At 60.6% G+C, this 19,744-nt stretch carries 21 protein-coding genes; 7 read left to right on the forward strand and 14 right to left on the reverse strand.

The features are described from left to right. Positions 1-6 precede the first annotated feature (6 nt). Together VGG22_01420 and VGG22_01425 are read right to left on the reverse strand one after the other, a co-directional pair. Entirely contained in the window at positions 7-249 is a 243-nt protein-coding gene (locus tag VGG22_01420; GenBank protein HEY1727020.1) for a hypothetical protein, read from the reverse strand. Continuing rightward, complete coding sequence (locus VGG22_01425; protein HEY1727021.1) at positions 246-557, reverse strand: hypothetical protein; 312 nt, start codon at positions 555-557, stop codon at positions 246-248. The genes VGG22_01420 and VGG22_01425 overlap by 4 nt, the downstream gene beginning before the upstream one ends. Before the next feature lie 64 nt (positions 558-621). Between VGG22_01425 and VGG22_01430 the strand changes: the two genes are divergently transcribed. Further along, entirely contained in the window at positions 622-810 is a 189-nt protein-coding gene (locus tag VGG22_01430; GenBank protein HEY1727022.1) for a hypothetical protein, read from the forward strand. A 4-nt stretch (positions 811-814) separates the two neighbouring features. Continuing rightward, on the forward strand, positions 815-1,117 hold the full coding sequence (locus VGG22_01435) for a GNAT family N-acetyltransferase (GenBank protein HEY1727023.1): 303 nt from the start codon (positions 815-817) through the stop codon (positions 1,115-1,117). A gap of 78 nt (positions 1,118-1,195) precedes the next feature. Here the strand turns inward: VGG22_01435 and VGG22_01440 are convergent, their stop codons facing one another. Genes VGG22_01440 through VGG22_01455 form a run of 4 tightly spaced genes read right to left on the reverse strand, consistent with a single transcriptional unit; the run spans position 1,196 to position 4,111 of the window. Continuing rightward, a complete protein-coding gene (locus VGG22_01440) occupies positions 1,196-2,257 on the reverse strand; it encodes a zinc-binding dehydrogenase (protein ID HEY1727024.1) in 1,062 nt (353 codons plus the stop codon). A 24-nt stretch (positions 2,258-2,281) separates the two neighbouring features. Further along, a complete protein-coding gene (locus VGG22_01445) occupies positions 2,282-3,061 on the reverse strand; it encodes a GntR family transcriptional regulator (protein ID HEY1727025.1) in 780 nt (259 codons plus the stop codon). Then, on the reverse strand, positions 3,012-3,524 hold the full coding sequence (locus VGG22_01450) for a hypothetical protein (GenBank protein HEY1727026.1): 513 nt from the start codon (positions 3,522-3,524) through the stop codon (positions 3,012-3,014). Before VGG22_01450 ends, VGG22_01445 begins: the two co-directional genes overlap by 50 nt. Beyond that, the gene (locus VGG22_01455) at positions 3,521-4,111 is read right to left on the reverse strand and encodes an ABATE domain-containing protein (GenBank protein ID HEY1727027.1); all 591 of its coding nucleotides are present in this window, start codon (positions 4,109-4,111) and stop codon (positions 3,521-3,523) included. The genes VGG22_01450 and VGG22_01455 overlap by 4 nt, the downstream gene beginning before the upstream one ends. Positions 4,112-4,248: 137 nt before the next feature. Here VGG22_01455 and VGG22_01460 point away from each other — a divergent pair, with 137 nt between their 5' ends. Beyond that, positions 4,249-4,590 carry a hypothetical protein gene (locus VGG22_01460; GenBank protein HEY1727028.1) on the forward strand — a complete coding sequence of 114 codons (342 nt, stop codon included), beginning with the start codon at positions 4,249-4,251 and terminating at the stop codon, positions 4,588-4,590. Here VGG22_01460 and VGG22_01465 read toward each other — a convergent pair. The 6 genes from VGG22_01465 to VGG22_01490 are packed head-to-tail and all read right to left on the reverse strand — an operon-like array spanning position 4,582 to position 10,276. Beyond that, on the reverse strand, positions 4,582-5,976 hold the full coding sequence (locus VGG22_01465) for an MmgE/PrpD family protein (protein ID HEY1727029.1): 1,395 nt from the start codon (positions 5,974-5,976) through the stop codon (positions 4,582-4,584). The genes VGG22_01460 and VGG22_01465 overlap by 9 nt on opposite strands. 1 nt (position 5,977) lies before the next feature. Next, a complete protein-coding gene (locus VGG22_01470; GenBank protein ID HEY1727030.1) occupies positions 5,978-6,988 on the reverse strand; it encodes an ABC transporter substrate-binding protein in 1,011 nt (336 codons plus the stop codon). After that, the gene (locus VGG22_01475) at positions 6,985-7,992 is read right to left on the reverse strand and encodes an ABC transporter substrate-binding protein (protein HEY1727031.1); all 1,008 of its coding nucleotides are present in this window, start codon (positions 7,990-7,992) and stop codon (positions 6,985-6,987) included. The genes VGG22_01470 and VGG22_01475 overlap by 4 nt, the downstream gene beginning before the upstream one ends. Before the next feature lie 22 nt (positions 7,993-8,014). Further along, positions 8,015-8,788: an ABC transporter permease subunit gene (locus VGG22_01480; protein ID HEY1727032.1), complete on the reverse strand. Its 774-nt coding sequence runs from the start codon at positions 8,786-8,788 to the stop codon at positions 8,015-8,017. Next, the gene (locus VGG22_01485) at positions 8,785-9,534 is read right to left on the reverse strand and encodes an ABC transporter permease (protein ID HEY1727033.1); all 750 of its coding nucleotides are present in this window, start codon (positions 9,532-9,534) and stop codon (positions 8,785-8,787) included. The genes VGG22_01480 and VGG22_01485 overlap by 4 nt, the downstream gene beginning before the upstream one ends. Then, a complete protein-coding gene (locus VGG22_01490; GenBank protein ID HEY1727034.1) occupies positions 9,527-10,276 on the reverse strand; it encodes an ABC transporter ATP-binding protein in 750 nt (249 codons plus the stop codon). Before VGG22_01490 ends, VGG22_01485 begins: the two co-directional genes overlap by 8 nt. A gap of 62 nt (positions 10,277-10,338) precedes the next feature. Between VGG22_01490 and acnA the strand changes: the two genes are divergently transcribed. From acnA to VGG22_01505, 3 genes are read left to right on the forward strand one after another with little or no spacing between them, the layout of a single operon-like run. Beyond that, positions 10,339-12,993 carry an aconitate hydratase AcnA gene (gene acnA, locus VGG22_01495; protein HEY1727035.1) on the forward strand — a complete coding sequence of 885 codons (2,655 nt, stop codon included), beginning with the start codon at positions 10,339-10,341 and terminating at the stop codon, positions 12,991-12,993. A 20-nt stretch (positions 12,994-13,013) separates the two neighbouring features. Continuing rightward, positions 13,014-13,913 (forward strand): oxaloacetate decarboxylase, encoded by a 900-nt coding sequence (locus VGG22_01500; GenBank protein ID HEY1727036.1) that lies wholly within the window; start codon positions 13,014-13,016, stop codon positions 13,911-13,913. Between the two features lie 6 nt (positions 13,914-13,919). After that, entirely contained in the window at positions 13,920-15,410 is a 1,491-nt protein-coding gene (locus VGG22_01505) for an MFS transporter (protein ID HEY1727037.1), read from the forward strand. Here the strand turns inward: VGG22_01505 and VGG22_01510 are convergent. Then, positions 15,407-15,796, reverse strand: a complete 390-nt coding sequence (locus VGG22_01510) for a hypothetical protein (GenBank protein ID HEY1727038.1) — start codon at positions 15,794-15,796, stop codon at positions 15,407-15,409. The genes VGG22_01505 and VGG22_01510 overlap by 4 nt on opposite strands. Positions 15,797-15,918: 122 nt before the next feature. Here VGG22_01510 and VGG22_01515 point away from each other — a divergent pair, with 122 nt between their 5' ends. Then, a complete protein-coding gene (locus VGG22_01515; GenBank protein HEY1727039.1) occupies positions 15,919-19,035 on the forward strand; it encodes an efflux RND transporter permease subunit in 3,117 nt (1,038 codons plus the stop codon). On the opposite strand, the gene VGG22_01520 is transcribed toward VGG22_01515, so the two are convergent. Next, entirely contained in the window at positions 19,030-19,731 is a 702-nt protein-coding gene (locus VGG22_01520) for an alpha/beta fold hydrolase (protein ID HEY1727040.1), read from the reverse strand. The genes VGG22_01515 and VGG22_01520 overlap by 6 nt on opposite strands. Between the last annotated feature and the right edge of the window lie 13 nt (positions 19,732-19,744).

Raw genomic sequence — 19,744 nt, forward strand, 5'->3', positions numbered from 1 at the left:
TCGCGACTAGCCCTCGCGAGCGGCGGGATCATTCGAGGCGTCGACGATCTCGACGAACGACTCGGCCCCGTGAATCATTTCCTGAACTTTGCCTTGGCCAGGCTTAACGGAATCACTTACGATTACATAGTGTGCGTGACCGTGTCCATGAACGTCTTCTGCGTGAAGAGTTCCGGCGATCACGCGGCCGTCCGCAAGTGTTGCGCGTACGGCTTTCCCCACCCAAGGATGAACTTCTGCGTCAGTCATCTGCGACGGATCCCGAGTCCACGCCGTAAGGTTTCGATGATTTGCGTCGCAACGGTCGCGGGTGCGTTTTCACCGATGACGGCTTTCGAACTATGATCGACGGTTGCCCCATCGAGCCACTGGATGATTGACTGAACCGGAGTCGCGCCGCGCATGACGCGAGCGCCGAGATTCCCTTTGCGCCACGTCCATTCTCCGTCGAACGTGCGATTGTAGCTTCCGTCCGTATACGCGAGCGTAATCTCGTTTTTGACGTCGCGCTCGCGAATGGCCGTTTCGATGCCGGCCAGGTAGGTCTTAAAATCCATGCTTTACTCCAGACTCATCTGCCAACCGCGTTTGCAGGCCCTCTGGTTGCAAATAGCGTGACAGGTGACGATGCACCTTGAAACTGCGCGCCTGGTCATCCGCTCGTTCGAGCCGGGCGATGGTGAAGCGTGGGTCGCAATATTGAACGATCCCCTCGTGCGTCGTTTCTTGCCGCCGTTTCCGGATCGGACGATCGAGAGCTTCTACGACGCGCTCGAGCAACGGAGGACAAGAGAAGACGAGCTCGGCTAATACGATGTGGGCAGTCGCGCTGAAGTCAACCGGCGCGCTTGTCGGACAATGTGGGTTGAATCCGGTTGAAGGCAAAGGACCGGAAGTCGAGGTGGCTTATCATTTCGGCTCAGCTGCATGGAACAACGGATACGCAACTGAAGCGGTGGCTGCCGTTCTCGACTATGTGTTTAGGTCCGAGATGCTCGACAGTGTAATCGCGATCGTTATGCCGGAAAATATCGGATCGCGACGCGTCGCCGAAAAGTCCGGCATGCGACCCGCAGGCACCGGAACGTATTACGGCATCTCGGATTTCAAGACATGAACGCGACTCTGCCGCTCGCAAATCGAAGATGATATTTTGCGCGCTCAGACTAGAAGAAGAACTATCGCCAAACCTGCCCTAAGCAAAGTCGACGAAGACGCCTTTGCCCTTCGTTTGTGTGTCGAAGACCTCGTACGCGTGTTCTGCATCAGCGAGACGCCAGCGATCGGTGAACAGTGCGTCGACATCAATGTTTCGGTCGGCGATGAAGCGTGCGCATTCGGCTTGGCCGGTAATCGAGAAAGTCCACGATCCGATCAGCGTCACCTGACGCCGAAGCAGATCGGGGCTCACGTCGAGCGTAACGTCGCCGCCCTCCCCGACGAAGCACGCTTTTCCCCAGGTTCGCACGCACCGCACGGCTTGCGCGCGCGCCACAGGCGACGACGACGCGTCGAGCGAGACATCGGCTCCCGGACCATGTGTCAGCTCGCGAATCGCGCCGACGACGTCATCGGTTTGCGACGGATTAACCGTCGCATCGGCGCCGAACTTGCGGGCAGCTTCGAGGCGTTCGCGTCCAACATCGATGGCGATGACGCGCGCCCCAAGTGTAACCGCGAGCTGCGTTGCGGACAAACCGACGGGACCTTGTCCGAAAATTGCGATCGTGTGCTGGCCGCCGAGTCCTAGGCGGTGCAGCGCCGCCCACGCCGTGCCCGTGCCGCACGAGATCGCAGCACCGGTTTCAAACGAAAGCTCGTCCGGCAGATGCACAAGCGTATTTGCAGGGCACTTGAGATATTTTGCGTGCGCGCCGTTCCCCGTAACACCGAAGATCGTTTTCACGCCTTCGAGGCATAGCTGTCCCCAGCCCGAACGGCACTGCGCGCAGAAACCGCAGCCGGCATAATGAAATTGCATCACGCGAGCCCCAATGCGGGCTTGCTTTTCCGTGACGTCGGCGCCGACAGCCGCCACGATGCCGCACGGTTCATGTCCCGCGATGATCTCTCCGGGATCCGCGAATCCGAACGCTAAGTCCCCGCCCGCGCTTTTCGAGTGACGGTAGACCTTCAAATCGCTGCCGCACATCCCGGATGCCTTGAGCTCAATGACGACCTCGCCGGGTCCTGGTGCGGGATCGGGAAAAGTGCGGAGCTCTAGGTTGCGATCTCCGGTAAAAACGACGCCTCGCATCCATACGAGTATATATGAAAAGCCCTAGTTGTGCTGGGCCCCGTTGTGGCGCGCGCTTCCCGATTGTTCGAAAGACGCCGAGACCGATGCGCCATCCCGCACGGTCAGCACGAAATCGATTGCATCCGAGCGCATAAAACATTCCGTGTGCTCGAGCGCCTCATTGGCATCCGAATAGCTGGTGCGTTCGAGCACCAGAACGGGTGCGTGTACTTCGATGTGGAGCGCCTGCGCGATCTTGCGGTCGGCGCGTTCTGCGCGCAGTTTGAGATGCGCGCGGTCGACGCGATGACCGACTGATTCCAAGAGCATGTATCCCGGATTTTGCTCCGCTTGCTCATGCGAGATCGAGCGCGTCGCCGGGTGCAGATATGCGAACGTGAAAGCTATGGGCGTTTTGCCGACCGACCAGAGCCGGCTCAAGCGCATTGCTTCGGAAAAGCCGAGTGTACGCGCAGTCTGCGCATCAACGGACGTCCACTGATATTCGAGCAACTCCGCCGACGATGCAATGCCGGCCTTTGTGAACTGCGCAAACATGCTCTCGAGAATCGTGGGATCGTGATGGAGGCGTGGCATCGCGACGAATGTGCCCGCACCGGCGCGCCGCACGATAAGCTCTTTTTTCTCGAGCAGGGCGAGCGCCGTCCGGATCGTTACGCGGCTGACACGGAATACGCGCGCAAGCTCGTTCTCGCCCGACATGCGTTCGCCGGGGCGCAGTTCGCCCGAAGCGATCCGGCGCTCGAGCTCATCAGCGACCGTGCGATAGCGAATAGCTCCGGCCGCGACCTGTGGCATCATACCGGTTTGATACAGTTTGCAGACCGGTCAAGTCAAGCGGTTTTGCCGATATGCCGGTCTGATCGAAGAATTTGCGCTCGCGTTGACCGAAGCGGCCAGCCGTCACGAGGATGACGACATTCGGCATCCGCATGGCCAGGCGGAGCGTCTCGAGATGCGCGATCCGGTCGCTTGCCTCGAGCAGCTCGAAGCCTTCGACGATGAGAAGAAGACGCTCGGCGCGGCGCGGAAGCTTGCTTGCGATCGCGTCCATAAAGTGCGCGCGGAGACTCATTGCGTCCAAGCGCGGAGCGACGTACGTGCGGACGATCCTCAATCCATACTCATTCTCGGGTAGTAACCAGCGCGCGCGTTCGACGAACGCGTCGTTGACCGCCTCATCCGTTCGCCCGTCGGTCTCTAAGCCGAAAAGCAATCCGCGATCTGCGTTGGCGACGAAGACTTGCCACGCGAGTTCGTTCACGATCTTTCTTCCTTTTGACGTTTACGGAATGCGGCAACTTTAGCGCGGTTACCGCAACGCGCCATCGAACACCAGCGGCGGCGTTCGCCTCGCGAGCGATCGAGAAAAAGGCCTCCGCAATCGGATTGCTCGCACGTGCGAAGAAGCGATCGTTCAGAGTCGCTGCCGAAAATCGCAATTGCGTCGCGCGCGAGCGTCGCAATGGCTGTATTGAACGCGCCCGCGCGCAAGGTACGCACCGACCAGTCGTCGCCGAGCTGCGGAAGCGCTTCGCTGCGGCGCGCGGCTTGATTGAGAAGTCGAAGATCGCTCGCTGATGGTGGGCGTTGCTCCGATGCGGCGTGGCCGATGCAATAGATAGCGTCGCGCAGTTCGCGAAGCTCGAGCAGCTCGCTCTCGCGAATTCGAACCGGCTCTTCGAAGAGCCCCGCGGCGTTCAGCCAACGGCTGGCGTCTTCCGGCGTGACCAGTAACTCAACGGGCTCGGACGCGCGCCGCCGCAGGGTCACCGCGAGATTCAGAGCGTTCGAACCGTATGTGAACCGGAACTTGGCATTCGCGAGGCGCTGAAGGGCGGCCGGAGTCATGCGTAGACTGTAACCTTCTAAAGCGGTTATGTCAACCTGTTAAAGGGGTTACATCCATCCAGGAGCGCTTATATCGGAGGGCGACAGACCGAGCATCGCTCGCGGGGTGGGAACAACCAGGCGGGAGACTTCGAACCATGAGAGACACAAAAACCGACCGCTACACCGACGAGCACATCATTTCTTCCGAGGAACGCGAGAAGCCGCGGCGTCGTACGCAAACGACGCGCGATCACGAGCTGATTCGGAGGTGGGCGGAAGATCGCGGCGCCCAACCTGCGAGCAGTGTCCGCTCACAGAACACGGGCATCGGAGTCCTGCGGCTCGACATCCCAGGAGAGACGGGGCGTGCGCTCAAGCGCATTGACTGGAATGACTGGTTCCAGGCCTTTGACGATCGCGACCTATGCTTCGTCTATCAAGAGAAGAGCGAGGACGGGAGGCGGAGCGATTTCTTCCGCTTGGAGCTCTCAGGCTAGAAGGCGAGCAACCCTTCGCGCGTCGTCGATCTCGTCCAAGTGCAGCACGGCGTCGCGGAGTTGCGTTACCTTTTCGCGCGGTAGCGAGGCACCGGCGAGCTTCTCGAATTTCGCAATGACCTGAGCATCGCTCGCGAAGTCTTTGTCGCTGCCGCGCGCGATTTCGCACGTCTCTTCCAAGCGCCGGCCGTCTTTGAGCTCGACGTGGACGCGGACGTAGTGCCGGCGTTCGCGCCCGAGTGCAGTGATCGCAGGATCCTCGACGACTCTTACGCGTTTGGCGAGCGCCATACGTGCCGGATCGGTGCAGGCTGCCTCCGTGTATTCATCGACGAACGCATCGCCTTCGATCAAAAGCGTAGCAACCGAGAACGGCAAGTTGAGCTGTGCCGCTACGAGTCCATTGGGCTCGTAGATCCAACCCGCGTGTTCGACGGTAACATGCGATGCCGCAACGTTGATCGTCTCGACGTCCCCGGCCGTAAATTTGTGTTTCGCTTGTAACGAGCGCACCGCATCGAGCGTCGTATGATTGCTTGCCACGCACGAATAAAACTTGAGCGAGATGCGGAGCGTCTCCCAGCGCTCGCCGAGTCCACCGGTGAGCTCTTCGAGATCGAAGCGATCGGTCGAACGTGAGAACGTCGTGCAAAAGCCTCCGTACTCGCTCTCGAAGATCGTCTCGATCCCGGTGAACCCATTGGCCGCAAATAGAGCTCCGTACAACCCGCTCTGTGCCGCGCGTCCGGCATGCATGCGTTTCACCATTGCGCCGTACTGCGCAGCCATGAGACCCGCGGCTTGCGTTCCGCCAATGCCGAGGGCGTGAACGGTTTGCCGTTCGTCGAGACCGAGCGCTCGCGCGGCGCCGGCCGCAGCGGAAAATACGCCGACCGTCGCGCCGGAATGCCAACCCTGACCGATGTGTTCTTGCCCCATGCACATCCCGACGCGCGGACCGACTTCATATCCGGCGACCGCCGACGTGAGGAACGCCCGCCCATCGAGCAGATGCGCGGAATCGATCAGCGCAAACAGCGGCGGAAGCGTGACGGCTCCCACATGAAGCACGCCGTATCGATGCACGTCGTCGAGCTCGAAGCCCTGAACTGCCGTTCCGTTGACGAGCGCTGCGTGTGGACCGGAAAGCTTTGCCGGCGTCCCCCACACCGAGCACGTGCGCGTTGCGTCGATTCCGGTGAGCGTGTCGATGAGAATCTTCGTCCACTCCATCCGCACGCCGTAGAGCGCGCAGCCAAGCGAATCGAGGATGAGGAGTTTGATGCGATGCCGGACGTCTTCCGGAATCTGCTCGTAACGAAGGCCCGCGACGAATGCCGCGAGCCCCCGCGTGTATGGATTTGCTGCCGTTGCCGTGGTCGACACGCTACATCGTGGCGGGAAGCGATGTTCGCATCGTGCTTGCGAGCGCGCTTTGGTCGATGAGCTTGCTCAGGTCGAGTTTGTCCGGGCCGAGCAACTTACCGATGCGCATGCCCTCGACGGCGGTCGCCAGCGCGTCGCGGTTGAGGTCGCCTTTGCCGAAATACTGCGCGGGCTGCTCGTGCTGAAGCGTCGTAAGAACGACGCTGTAGTCAGCCGACGTCGCTTTTGCGAAAATCCGTGCCGATTCGGGAATGTGCGACGTGATGTAATCGACGCCGTACGTCCAGCCCCGTAGGAACCCGGCGATCTCCGCGCTCTTGTCGTGAAGCGTTGCGGAATCCGTCACCCAGACCGATTGCATGAAGTGCGGAACGTACTGACGTGCATAAAAGACCACGCGAATCTCATTCGCCTTTTGCGTCAGCAGCGGATCGACGGTGAAGACCGCATCGAGGTCCCCGCTCATCAGGAGCGCATAATTTTCACCGATGCCGCCCGCAGCCCGCGTTTTGACGCTCGCGGTGTCGACGTTTGCGGCACGCAGGCTCAGTGCAAGCAGCGATTCGCTTGCGGAGCCGGGTTGCGTGAATCCGACGCTCTTGCCGACGAGATCGTGGATCGTTTTGATCGGCGAGTTTTTCTTGACGCTCCATGAGATCGTGCCGGCCGTCATGACGCCGCCGCCGATGATCTTGAGATCCTCGCCGGCCAAGATCGCTTTGATTGCAGCCGGGGTCGCAACTTGACCGATGGCGAGTCCGCCCTGCGCGACGTTACGAACCGTCGTCCCGCCGCCGCTCGAGCCGGTAATCGCCTTGATGTCTAGGCCTTGCTTCGCCATGAAGCCGTTTTGCTGCGCCACAATGATCGGAAGCGCGTAGTCCTGCTCGGGATAGTGCGTGACGGTGATGTTCAGCGGAATGAGGTCGGCCCCCGACGCAGCCGGCCGCAGCGCAAGAGTTGCTGCGGCAGCCGCACCGGATGTGAGAAATGTTTGTCGTCTTTGCATCATGCCATCGCCGGAAGTGAAGTACGCAAGGAAGCTTGCAGCGCGCTTTGATCGATGATCTTGCTCAGGTCGATCTTATCCGGACCCAGCAACTTCCCGAAGCGCATTGCTTCGAGCGCGTTCGTAAGCGCTTCTTGGTCGAGGTTGCCTTTGCCGAAGTATTGCGCGGGCTGCTCGTGCTGCAGCGTGTACGTCACGGGGCCTTCGTCCTGTTGACCGGCCTTCGCGAAGATCTTTGCTGCGTCGGCCACGTGCGACGTCGTGTATTCGACGCCCCACGTCCAGCCGCGAAGGAACGCTGCAACTTGCGGACCTTGGTCCTTGAGCGTTGCAGAGTCCGTCACCCAAACCGTTTGCAAGAAATGCTTGACGTAATCGCGCGCAAAGAAGACGAGGCGAATATCGGCAGCGTGCTGCGTGAGAATCGGGTCGACGGTGAATGCGGCATCGAGTCCGCCGGTCGAAAGCAGCGTGTAGTTTTCACCGATGCCGCCCGCGGCGCGTGTCTTCACCGATGCAGGGTCCACACCCGCCGCTTTGAGGCTGAGCGCGAGCAGCGATTCGCTGACCGAACCCGGTTGCGTGAAGCCGACGGTTTTGCCGACGAAATCTTTGATCGATTTTATCGGTGAATCTTTTTTTACGATCCAGCAGATCGTACCGGGCGTCATAACGGCGCCGCCGACGATCTTGAGATCTTCGCCGGCCAAGATGGCTTTGATGCCCGCAGACGTTGCAACTTGTCCGAGTGAGAGTCCGCCTTGCGTGACGTTACGGACGGTCGTACCGCCGCCGCTCGAACCGGTAATCGACTTGACGTCGATCCCGAGCTTCGCCATTTGACCGAGCTGTTGTGCGACGACGATCGGCAAGCCGTAGTCTTGCTCGGGATAGTGCGTGCACGTGATGTTGAACGTTGTGAGTGCCGCTTGCGAAATGCGTGGAAGTGCAAGCGTCGCAGCGGCCGCGCCGCCGGCGATCAGGAAGTTTCGCCGAGCCTGTTTCATACATGCCCCTTTCATGACGTAGCTAGCCGGCAAGCGTCGCTTGACGTTCGGTGCCCGAGACGGGAGCGACGCGCCGTTCGAGCATGTTGAAGAGAATGTTAACGCCGACGCCGAGGACCGCAAGGATCACGATGACGGCGTTGACCCGTTTGACATCGAAAGTCTGATCTGCTGCCGAAAGCAGAAATCCGAGTCCCCCGCGCGATGCGAAGATCTCACCCAGGACGACTCCGATAAAGGTTAGGCTGAAGCCGAGCCGCAGTCCGACCACGAGCGCTGGGATCAACGCAGGTATCACGACATGTATCAGTGTCTGCGCCGGCGAGAGATTGAGACTGCGAGCGACCTTCAGATATACGGGGCGCATGTGCGCGATCGCCGCCTGCGCGATGATCTGCAAAGGAAAGACCCCGTGAAACATTCCGAACGCAATCTTCGAGGCGGCGCCGACCTTGAAGACCAAGAGGAAGATCGGATAGAGCGTGACCTTCGGAACGGCGTAGACGCCGACGATGAGCGGCTCGAACACTTCGCCCCACACGCGCGAGAGTCCGAGAACGGCGCCGAAAAAGAGTCCGACGACGGCTGCGATTGCGAACGCCGGCACGACCTCGGAGAGTGTCGTCAGCGTCGCCTTCCAAAGCCAGCCTTCCGAAAAACCTTGCGCAATCACTTGCAGCGTCAGCCCGGGGCCAGGTAGGAAGTCCTCGCCGAGAATGCGTGCGAAGAACGCCCACAATGCAATGACGGCGACGACGGATCCCAAGCGGATCAGATTCGTGCGTTGCGGACTCATGCGCGCCGGTATCTTCCCAAGCGACGCTCGATCGAGATGAGCACTTGATTGCACACGATGCTGACGATCAAAACGAGTAAGATCGTCGCGAACATGATCTTCGATTCGAAGTTGTTATAGGCAAATGCGATCCGGTATCCGACGCCGGCCGTCGCGAGGATGAACTCGGCCGCGATGACGCCGATCAGTGCGTAGACGAACCCGAGGCGCAGACCAACGAACGCTTGAGGAACGGTCGCCGGGATGATGACGTGGACGAGCGTTTGCGCCGGTCGAAGCATGAGGCTGCGCGCGAGCGCCAATTGAACGCGCGGTATCTCGCGCAGACCGACCAGCACGTTCATGGTGATCGCACCGATGCCGTTGATGACGCCGATCGCAACGATCGGCGCAATGCCCGCGCCGAAAATCTTGATGAACAGCGGATAAAACGCAAACAACGGAATGACGTAGTACGCCAAGAGATATGGCTCGATGGCGGTTGCAAGCACGCGCGAGCGCCACAGGATGACGCCAAGCGGCAGTCCGATAATGAGCGCAATTCCATACGCCAATGCAATTTCGACCGCCGTGCGTGCCACGTCGGGGACGAGGCGTCCGTCTCCGAGCGCTTCGATCATCGTCATGAACATAACGGTCGGCGGTACGGAGAGCGTCGGTCCGAAGGCGTGCGCGCGCGCAAGCGCTTCCCAAATTCCAATTGCGATTGCGATGATTGCGATCCGTGTCAGGAGTATTTTAGACACTGATCAGCTCGCGTAGCGTTCCGATCATCGCACCGTAGCGCTCCGGTTCGTTCGATTCGCTGCGCGGTCGCGCAAGATCGTTTTCGATCACACGTGCAACACGGCCCGGCTTTGGCGTTAGGACGACGATGCGGTCGGCGAGCTGCACGGCTTCGTGCAAACTGTGCGTCACGAACAGAATCGTACATCCGCTCTCGCGCCAAATGCGCAACAGCTCCTCACCCAGGACGAAGCGCGTCTGTTCGTCGAGTGCTCCGAACGGCTCATCCATCAGAAGAAGGCCGGGATCGAGAACGAGCGTGCGGCCGATTGCGACGCGTTGTCGCATGCCGCCCGAGAGCTGGTGAGGATAGTGATGCTCGAAGCCGCGCAACCCGACCATGTCGATCATTTTCTCGACGCGTGCGTCGCGTGTTTTGGCGTCGACGCCGCGCATCGACAACCCGAAGCCGATGTTTCCCGCGACGGTCCGCCACGGAAACGTTGAATCTTCTTGAAAGACGACGCTGACGCGCGGCTGGGGACCACTGTGGGGAACGCCGTCGAACTTCATGGTGCCGCTCGTCGGCTGTTGCAGCCCGGCGACGAGCTCGAGCAGCGTGCTCTTGCCGCACCCCGAGACACCGATGACGGCGACGAATTCGCCCGACTTGATGTCGAGCGAGACATTTTCGAGCGCGACAAAGCTTCCGGCGTCTTTTGCCGGATAGGTTTTGCCGAGCCCCTCTAGCGTTACACGCATTCGACCGGGCGGTCACTTCGCGCAAGCAGGCCAAGATGCTTCGTCGGGGAAAGCCGCGGCTCGTGAACGGGTCGACATTTCGTCGAGAGCTGAACGTCGGCGATCGTCGCTACACTTTCTTCAGTCTTCCGGCGGCAGAAGAGCAGCGATATGCAGGGCTTGGGCGCCTGCCGTATTCGCTGAAGATACTTTTCGAGAATTTGTTGCGTCATGCCGACGGACATGTGGTCACTGCCGAGCATCTCGACGCGCTTGCCGGTTGGGGTAAGGAACGTAAAGGCGGCACGGAGATCCCATTTCATCCCGTGCGCGTCCTTGCCGGTGATTCGTCCGGGGTCCCGCTTGCGGCTGATCTCGCAACGATGCGCTCGGCAATGCGCGATCTGGGCGGAAACCCGAGCGACGTCAATCCACGCATCCCCGTCGATCTCATCATAGACCACTCGTCGATTGTCGACGTTGCCTCGGTACCGGATGCCGTCAAACAAAATCTCGCGCTCGAATTTCAGCGCAACGGCGAACGTTATGCGTTCATGCGTTGGGCGCAAGATGCGTTCCAACGTTTTCGTATCATTCCGCCGGGCAACGGCATCTTGCATCAAATAAACCTTGAGGTTCTCGCGACCGTTGTTTGGACGCTGGACAACGCAGACGGCACGACCGTTGCGTGTCCCGATGCGATGGTCGGTATGGACAGCCATACGCCGATGACGAACGGCCTCGGCGTTCTGGGTTGGGGCGTCGGTGCGATCGAAGCCCTGGCTGCGATGCTCGGTCAGCCGTTGCCGCTCGCAATCCCCGCAGTCGTCGGCTGCCGGCTCGTCGGGCGCGCGAAAGCCGGCGTTACGACGACCGATATCGTGTTGACGTTGACGCAAGCGCTGCGCAAGCACGGAGTCGTTGCGAAATTCGTCGAGTTTATCGGACCAGGTCTCGAAACGCTGCACTTACCGGAACGTGCGACGCTCGCGAACATGGCGCCCGAATATGGCGCTACGATCGGATACTTTCCCATCGACAGCGAGACGTTGCGCTATCTGCAGCTCACCGGTCGCAGCGCCGAACACATTGCGCTCGTGGAAGCCTATTCGAAAGCGCAAGGTCTGTGGCGCGACGAGACGACGCCAGAGCCGGCTTTCAGCGACGTCATCGAATTCGATCTCTCGTCAGTCGAGCCGAGTCTCGCCGGTCCGCGCCGGCCGCAAGACCGCGTCGCGCTCGGCCAGGTTCCCGCGAGTTTTAAGGAAGCGTTGCCGACGTTTCCGCGTCGTGCGAACGGCGGCAATCATAAGGAAGAGGGACTCCACGATGGTGACGTCGTCATTGCCGCACTTACCAGTTGCACCAATACCTCGAACCCATCGGTGATGATCGGTGCCGGACTCTTGGCGCGAAACGCCGTCGCGCGCGGCCTGCACAAGAAACCATGGGTGAAGACGTCCCTAGCGCCCGGTTCGCGCGTCGTCACCGACTATTTGGAGAAGAGCGGCTTGCAGTCGTCGCTCAGCGAGCTTGGATTTGCTCCGGTCGGTTTCGGCTGCACGACCTGTATGGGAAACTCGGGCCCGCTCGAGGCGAACGTTGCGCAGCAAGTCGATGATGGCGACCTCGTCGTGGCTGCCGTACTTTCGGGCAATCGCAATTTCGAAGGCCGGATTCATCCGCAAGCCAAGGCCAGTTACCTCGCCTCGCCGCCGCTCGTCGTCGCGTATGCGATTGCCGGATCCCTCAACGTCGACCTTACGAACGAGCCGCTCGGTGAAGGCAACGATGCGGAGCCTGTTTTCCTGCGCGATATTTGGCCGACCGATGAAGAGATCGAACGAACGCTGAACTCTGCGATTTCACCCGATCTCTACCGCGACCGATACAATAAGGGATTCTCCGGATCAGACGATTGGAACGCGCTCGATTCGCAAAGCGGCGAAACATTCGATTGGCCTGACGACAGCGAGATCGTCAAGCGACCGCCATTCTTCGCCGGCGTAACGCGCGAGACGCCGAAGGTCAACGACATTGTAAACGCGCGGCCACTTGTCATCGTCGGCGATTCGGTCACGACCGATCACATCTCGCCGATCGCGACGATTCACAAAGATTCGCCGGCGTGGCAATACTTGCGCAGCCGCGGTATCGAACCGGGTGACATCGGGACCTACAATTTGCGCCGCATCAACCACGAGGTCATGATCCGCGGCACGTTTGCGAATCCGCGCGTGAAGAACGAACTCGTTTCGCCGACGGAGGGTTGGTTCACGAAGCACATGCCCGACGGTGCGACGATGAGCACCTACGACGCGGCAAAGAGGTACGAGGCCGAAGGGACGGCGATGGTCGTCGTCGGCGGCGCCGAGTACGGCACGGGCTCGTCGCGCGATTGGGCGGCGCGCGGCACGCGGCTGCTCGGCGTGCGCGCGGTCATCGCCGAAGGCTTCGAGCGTATTCACCGCTCGAATCTCGTCGGGATGGGCGTCCTCCCATTGCAGTTCGAGCCGGGAACCACGCGCAAGACGCTCGGTCTCGACGGAACCGAGACGTACACGCTCACCGGTTTACGTGAACTCAAGCCGCGCGACTCCATCACGTGCACGATTACGCGCGCAAGCGGCAAAGTCGATTCCGTTCGATTGCTGGCGCGCATCGATACGCCGGTCGAGCTGGATTGGTATCGTCACGGCGGGATATTACCGTACGTTTTGCGTTCGATGTTGAGCTAGCAACCAGAAAGGACGATGCAATGACCGCGCGCACTACCGAGCTCCGGCGACTCCTACGTCAAGACGGAGCGGTCATGGCTCCGGGTGCGACGGATTGCTTCGTCGCGAAATTGATCGAGCAGGCCGGGTTTCCGATGATCTACGTCACGGGCGCCGGTGTGACGAACACGCTACTGGGCGAGCCCGACATTGGTTTGATCACGCTCACCGAGCTTGCTGCGCGCGCGGGCGCGATCGCGCGTTCGGTGGACGTCCCCGTTATCGCCGATTGCGACACGGGCTTCGGCGGCGTGCACAACGTCAAGCGCACGATTCGGATGTACGAGCAAGAGGGCATCGCCGGCTTGCACATCGAGGATCAAGTGATGCCCAAGCGTTGCGGGCATTTCGAAGGCAAAGCCGTGGTGCCGATCGATGAGATGCTCTATCGCCTCCAGGCTGCGCTCGACGCGCGCAGCGATCCCGATTTTCTGATCATCGCGCGCACCGATTCGCGCGCCGTCGAAGGTCTCGACGCCGCGATTCGCCGCGGCCGTGCTTATCTCGAGTTGGGCGCCGATGCGCTCTTCCTCGAAGCTCCGCAGAGTCTCGAAGAAGTCGAACGCATCGGTTCCGAGTTCAAAGGCCAGATCTTGGTGTTCAATACCGTCGAGCGCGGGAAGACGCCGCTCTTGCCGGCTTCGAAGCTCGCAGAACTCGGATTCAAACTGTGCATCTTTCCGAACGCGATGCTGTATCTCGGTGCGTATGCGCAGCGCGAAGGTTTGCGCGTTCTCAAAGAGCAGGGCACGACGGCGAGCCTGCTCGACCGCATGATGTCGTTCCAGGATCGCCAGAAGCTCGTCGGACTTGCGGAAGCCGACGCCTACGAACGCGAGCTCGTCGAACGTGTCCAGAAGAAAAGTTTGACACCGACGTAAATGTGGGTGCTCGTTGCCGCCATCCTGGGTACTGCGATGGCGCTCATCGACACCACGGCAGTCAACGTTGCTCTTCCGGTCATGCAGCGCGATCTGGGCGCAAGCGCTGCGGGTCTTCAATGGGTCGTTGAGAGTTATTCGCTGTTTCTCTCAGCACTGATCTTAGTCGGCGGCGCGTTCGGCGATCGGTTCGGGCGTCGCGCCATTTTTTCGCTCGGCACCGCGCTCTTCACCGTTGCGTCACTTGGATGCGCGGTTGCGCCGACGCTGGGATTTCTGATCGCTGCGCGCAGCATTCAAGGAATCGGCGCGGCGCTATTGATGCCCGGGAGTCTCGCGCTGATCACGACGGCGTTTTCCGGCGAGGCGCGCGGGCGTGCCATCGGCACGTGGTCGGGATACACCGCGATCATGGCTGCAATCGGTCCCGTTTTGGGCGGATGGCTTACGCAGGCCGTCTCATGGCGGGCGGTTTTCCTGATCAACATTCCGCTCGGCATTGCGGTGCTGGCGATAACCTTATCGTACGTGCCGGAAAGTCGCGACAGCGACGCGCCGCGCGCAATCGACGTGATCGGCGCATCTCTCGTAACCGCCGGTTTGGGTGCGCTCGTCTACGGGTTGATCGCGCTGCAAAACGCGCGGGCCGATACCTGGGGGTTGACGACCGCAATCGCAGGCCTGGTGCTGGTGGCCGCCTTCGTATACTATGAGCGCCGTCTCGCGCGCGACCCGATGCTGAAAGCGGATCTGTTCGCGTCGCGACCGTTTGCGGGCGCAAATCTCTATACGTTTCTTCTGTACGCGGGCTTGAGCGGAAGCTTGTACTTCATGCCCTTCGACCTGATCAATGTGCAAGGCTATCCGCCGGTCGCGGCGGGCGCGTCGCTTCTCCCGTTCATTGCGATCATGTTCGTCGCATCGCGTTGGTCGGGCGGTCTCGTGGTGCGCATCGGCGCGCGAATTCCGCTCGTAGTGGGCGGGCTGTTGGCGGCAGCCGGCTTTGCGCTGTTCGCAGTTCCGGGCATCGGCGGATCGTATTGGACGACTTTTTTCCCGGCGTCGGTCGTCCTCGGTTGTGCGGGCGCATTTTTCGTCGCGCCGCTGACGACGACCGCAATGAACTCGGTGCCGGCGGAACAGGCCGGAATCGCATCGGGGATCAACAACGCGGTCGCTCGCACGGCGGGACTGATTGCGATCGCGGGGCTCGGCCTCGCGCTCGCTTCTAGGTTTGAAATGCGCTTGGACGTTGAGGTGACCAAGCTGAACCTAACGCAGGCGGCGATTGCTCAGGTCGAGCGTCAGCGTGGCAACCTGCTCTCAGGCGAAAGTCTCGATCTGCGTCTACCGCCGCGAGAAGTGGCAAGTGTTACGCATGCGATTCAGACCTCGTACGTCGCGGGCTTTCGCGTAACAATGATTGCGGCGGCGATGCTTGCACTTTGTGCTGCAATCATCGCCGCCGTTTGGGATTTACGCGTTAGGACGAACTAGCCGCCGGGTTTCGTGTTGGGACTCGTGGTGTTGTTCCCGTTATTCGGCGGCCCGTTTGCGGGCGTCGAAGGTTTGGAGGCACCGCTATTGTCCGCCGGAGATGCGGTTCCGGGCCCGATATTGTTTGGCGTTGACGGCGGCACCGAATTCGGTGTTGCGTTCGGGGTCGTTGTCGTGCTGTCAGTGCTCGTCATGCGCTGCGAATACGTTCCGCCACCCATGTCGGCCGGCAGCACCAGATTCGGTGGTGCAACTTTTTGCGCGGCAGCACCGGCGGCGCGCGCCGCTTTGTAGGTTGACGGCGTGGAGTTTTGCGCAAGCGCAGGTCCCGCCGTCACGGCCAGCGCCGCGACACACGCGCCGAGGGCTATAGATAGCTGTCTCATATTGGACCCTCTCTCCGAGGCGGTCCCCAGCGAAACGCGCCCCTTTGGGGCGGAGAGAAGCGGGCGCCGCCATGCCGGCCCTTGAAACATCAGGCTAACTCTGGCCGTAAGAGCTTTCGAGAATGTGGCTGACTCGCTTCTGCATACAGAGACCGATTATCGTCGCAATGTTTTTCATTGCGCTCGCGGTCTTTGGTACGCTCTCGTACTTTAAGCTCGGGCGGAGCCTCAATCCGAACGTAACGTTTCCGATCGTCCTCGTAACCGCGGTCTATCCCGGGGCGTCGCCGGCCGACATGGAGCGGTTCGTCATCAAACCGATCGAAGACCAAATGGACGGTATCGAGAATCTCGACCGTCTCAGCGCGACCGCGCAAGAAGGTACCGCCGCGGTCATCGTGCAGTTCAAGATCGATACGGACATCAACTTCGCGGCGATTGATGTGCAGCGGCGTGTCGACATTGCGCGCACGTACATGCCTACCGATCTCGATCCTCCAATCGTCGACAAGAGTGCGGGTGGATCGCAAGCCCCGGTCTTGACGATGGCGCTCTTCTCGAAGAGTCTGTCTCCGACCGGCTTATCAGATGTCGTGCGCGAGAAGATCGTTCCGGACATTCTGCGCATCCCGAATATTCAATCCGTCGACGAGCGCGGTGAAGTGAAGCGGGAATTCCACGTCTTCCCGATTCCGGAGCGAATGCTCGCGACTGGCGAGACGCTCCCCGACATCTTTTACACTCTGCAGCAGAACAACGCGACCCTTCCTGGCGGCCGTATGGATTCTCCGTCGTCCGAGACGACGGTTTCGGTGCACAGTGAGATCGATCGCGCAAGCGATATGCTGCCGATTCCGCTTTCAGCCACCTTCTATGCGCAAAAGGGACTGCGCATTCAGGATGTTGCGACCGTCGAGGACGGTCACGTCGATCAGCGCTCGATCTCGCGCTTCAACGGCGCTCCGACCGTTCTGCTCGACCTGAATCGCGTCGTCACATCCGATGAGATCGCGACCACGAAGGTCGCGCGCGATAGGCTCAAGGACATCGCGAAGAAGTATTCGCAGGTAACTTTCACCGAGGTCGACGCCCCGGCCGAATATACGATGGCGTCACTCGCCGGCGTCTTGCAGACCCTTGGTGAGGGCGTTTTGCTTACGGCGCTCGTTCTTATGGTGTTCCTGCACGCATGGCGGAACGCGATCGTGGTCATGGTTGCGATCCCGTCCTCGCTGCTCGCGACCGTCATCGCGATGCGGCTCTTCGGATTCACGCTCGACGTGATCTCATTGATGGGCCTATCGCTCACGATCGGTATCCTCGTCGACGACTCGATCGTCGTGCTCGAGAACATCACGCGACATCGTGATTTGGGCGAGAAGCCCATGGACGCCGCGCTTAGCGGCCGCGCAGAGATCGGCGGCGCTGCCATTGCGATAACACTCGTCGACGTCGTCGTGTTCCTTCCGATGGCGTTCCTCTCCGGTATCGTCGGCAAGTACATGAAGGAGTTCGGCGTCGTCGTTGTCGTCGCGACGATGTTCTCGCTGTTCGTTTCCTTTACGCTGACGCCGGTGCTCGCCGCAAAGTGGTCGATGCTGAAGCGCAGCTCCGGGCCGCCGTCCTGGCTAGGCTGGTTCCAAGTTGCCTACGAGCGGGTGCTGCGGACGTATCACGATCGCATGCTGCCGTATGCGCTCGCGCACGGCAAACGCACCGTAGCCTTTTGCGCCGTTTTGGTCGTGGCTGCGATCGCTCTCATACCACTCGGTGCCATTCAATCCGAGTTCGTCCCTTCGACGCAAGACGGAGAGGTGGACATGACGTTCTCCTATCCGGTTGGAACGCCGATCGGGATCACGGCCAAAGCGGTATCGCAATTCGAGCAAGAGGTCATGCAGGTTCCGGGGATCGAGAAGACGATCTCGACCGTTGGTTACAAGCCGGCTGGCTGGGGCTCGACGCAGGGCGGAAGCTATGCGACGCTTCACGCGCTGCTCTATAAGAACCGTCGCCGCGAAACGAATCGCGCCGCCGCTGACATCCGTAAGCTCGCCGCAGCCTTTCCAAGTGCAAAGATCACCGTCGGCGATGATAACGGCGATCCGATATCTTACACGGTCGGTGGACCCGACAACTCGATCGACGGAGCGGCGGAGAAGCTCGCCGATTTCATTCGATCGGTTCCAGGGACGGTCAACGTCCAAACAGGTGCAGAAGCAGCAGCGCCCCGCTTGAACATCAATGTCGATAGTAGGAAGGCCGCTTTCGTTGGGCTCAATCCTGGTGATGTCGCGACGGCTGCGCGCATTGCGATCGGTGGTGCTGTGGCAACGCGCGTACGCACATCCAGCGGTCTCGTCGACGTCCGCGTCCAGCTGCCCCCGCAATATCGTAATCGGCTCGAAGAAATCCGCAATATTCGGGTGCGTGCCGGCGACGGATCGATCTATCGCGTCGGCGATGTAGCCACGTTCTCGTATGACAAGGCGCCTACGAAGATCGAGCGTCTCGACAAGCAACGCGTCGTCCGCGTCACCGGCGGCATAGAGCCGGGGGCGACGACGCTGGGCGCAGTTTCGCAGAAGATCGATAAAGCCATAAAGTCGCCCGGTTTCTTCCCGCCGGGAATCGCGTTGCGCACACAGGGTGATTCGCAATTCTTCGAAGAGACGATGAGCAGCATGTCGATCGCGATGCTGACCTCCTTCTCGCTGGTTTATGCGCTGATGGTCGTCCTGTATGGATCGTTCTGGATGCCATTCATCGTGATGTTCTCGGTCCCGCTGGCGATCATCGGCGCGCTGTTCGGTCTTGCGATCGCGCACCAGACGCTGAACCTGTTCTCGATGATCGGTATCATCATGCTCTTCGGACTCGTCTCCAAGAACGGGATACTGCTCGTCGACTACGCCAACACGTTGCGCCGCCGCGGTCTGAAATACGACGAAGCGATCATGCAAGCCGCAAATACACGGTTCCGCCCAATCGTCATGACGACGTTCTCTATGGTGTTCGGCATGTTGCCGCTTGCTCTCGGTCTTGCGGAAGGAGCGGAGTTCCGCATGTCGATGGGCACGGTTCTGATCGGCGGACTGCTTAGCTCGCTGATCCTGACGCTGTTCCTCGTACCGGTAATCTACACGTGGGTGGTTGGCCGCATCGACCGCAAAGCGCAGAAACGGGCTGCGCGTCAGCTCAAGGATCTGCCGGAGCTTACCGGCATCGGAACGCTATAGCGTTCGTTCGATCCAGGCTATAGCGCGCGCGAGCAGCTCGGGAGATTTCTCGCGCACGAGTGCGATGCCGGTCGATGTCGTTCCCGCGTAAGCGAACGATTCAGTCGGCCGCGATGCTGTTCGCAGCATCGTCTCGGCTCCGCGAGCACTGATAGCGTCTTCCGCTGCGTACATTAAATAAACATTGCGCGGCGCGAACGGTCCCGAACCCGCGAGGTCGCGCGCGCGGCTGTCATCGAGCCCGATCAGAACGGTGCTTGCGGTTCCCCATCCGCGCGCGGCTGCCGCGTATGAAAGATCGGCCCCGAGTCCGACGCCAATCGCGGCAATCGTCCCACTTTCGGTGTGCGGCTGTCGTTCGATGAACGCAAGTGCAGCTTTGGTGTCGTTCGGATATGCAGTCGGCGAACGCAGATCGGACTGCTCCGGTATGAGGTCTTGCTGGTGCTGGTCCTGATGTACCGACTCGCCGTGTCCGCGCAGATCGAACGCAAGTATCGCCCATCCGCGCGAACGAAAAAAAGGCACGAACGGAAGCCAATCATTGCGTGAGCCACCGAAGTCGTGAATCAGCGCGACGGAGGAGCGCCCCGATTGCCGCGGCGGCCAATACGTTCCTTTTAGGTGAACGCTGTCTTCGCTTAGAAACGAGACTTCACGACCATTTTGGGCCGTGGCTGCGGAACCAGAGACCACGAACCCCGGTTGG

Source organism: Candidatus Baltobacteraceae bacterium (genome assembly GCA_036489885.1).
In the GTDB taxonomy this organism is placed as follows: domain Bacteria; phylum Vulcanimicrobiota; class Vulcanimicrobiia; order Vulcanimicrobiales; family Vulcanimicrobiaceae; genus JAFAMS01.

Bases quoted from the DNA above. Each gene is read 5' to 3' on its own strand.
- VGG22_01420 (HEY1727020.1), bottom strand. From the start codon at position 249: ATGACTGACGCAGAAGTTCATCCTTGGGTGGGGAAAGCCGTACGCGCA.
- VGG22_01425 (HEY1727021.1), bottom strand. From the start codon at position 557: ATGGATTTTAAGACCTACCTGGCCGGCATCGAAACGGCCATTCGCGAG.
- VGG22_01435 (HEY1727023.1), top strand. From the start codon at position 815: ATGTGGGCAGTCGCGCTGAAGTCAACCGGCGCGCTTGTCGGACAATGT.
- VGG22_01440 (HEY1727024.1), bottom strand. From the start codon at position 2,257: ATGCGAGGCGTCGTTTTTACCGGAGATCGCAACCTAGAGCTCCGCACT.
- VGG22_01445 (HEY1727025.1), bottom strand. From the start codon at position 3,061: ATGATGCCACAGGTCGCGGCCGGAGCTATTCGCTATCGCACGGTCGCT.
- VGG22_01455 (HEY1727027.1), bottom strand. From the start codon at position 4,111: ATGACTCCGGCCGCCCTTCAGCGCCTCGCGAATGCCAAGTTCCGGTTC.
- VGG22_01460 (HEY1727028.1), top strand. From the start codon at position 4,249: ATGAGAGACACAAAAACCGACCGCTACACCGACGAGCACATCATTTCT.
- VGG22_01470 (HEY1727030.1), bottom strand. From the start codon at position 6,988: ATGATGCAAAGACGACAAACATTTCTCACATCCGGTGCGGCTGCCGCA.
- VGG22_01475 (HEY1727031.1), bottom strand. From the start codon at position 7,992: ATGAAACAGGCTCGGCGAAACTTCCTGATCGCCGGCGGCGCGGCCGCT.
- VGG22_01480 (HEY1727032.1), bottom strand. From the start codon at position 8,788: ATGAGTCCGCAACGCACGAATCTGATCCGCTTGGGATCCGTCGTCGCC.
- VGG22_01490 (HEY1727034.1), bottom strand. From the start codon at position 10,276: ATGCGTGTAACGCTAGAGGGGCTCGGCAAAACCTATCCGGCAAAAGAC.
- VGG22_01500 (HEY1727036.1), top strand. From the start codon at position 13,014: ATGACCGCGCGCACTACCGAGCTCCGGCGACTCCTACGTCAAGACGGA.
- VGG22_01510 (HEY1727038.1), bottom strand. From the start codon at position 15,796: ATGAGACAGCTATCTATAGCCCTCGGCGCGTGTGTCGCGGCGCTGGCC.
- VGG22_01515 (HEY1727039.1), top strand. From the start codon at position 15,919: ATGTGGCTGACTCGCTTCTGCATACAGAGACCGATTATCGTCGCAATG.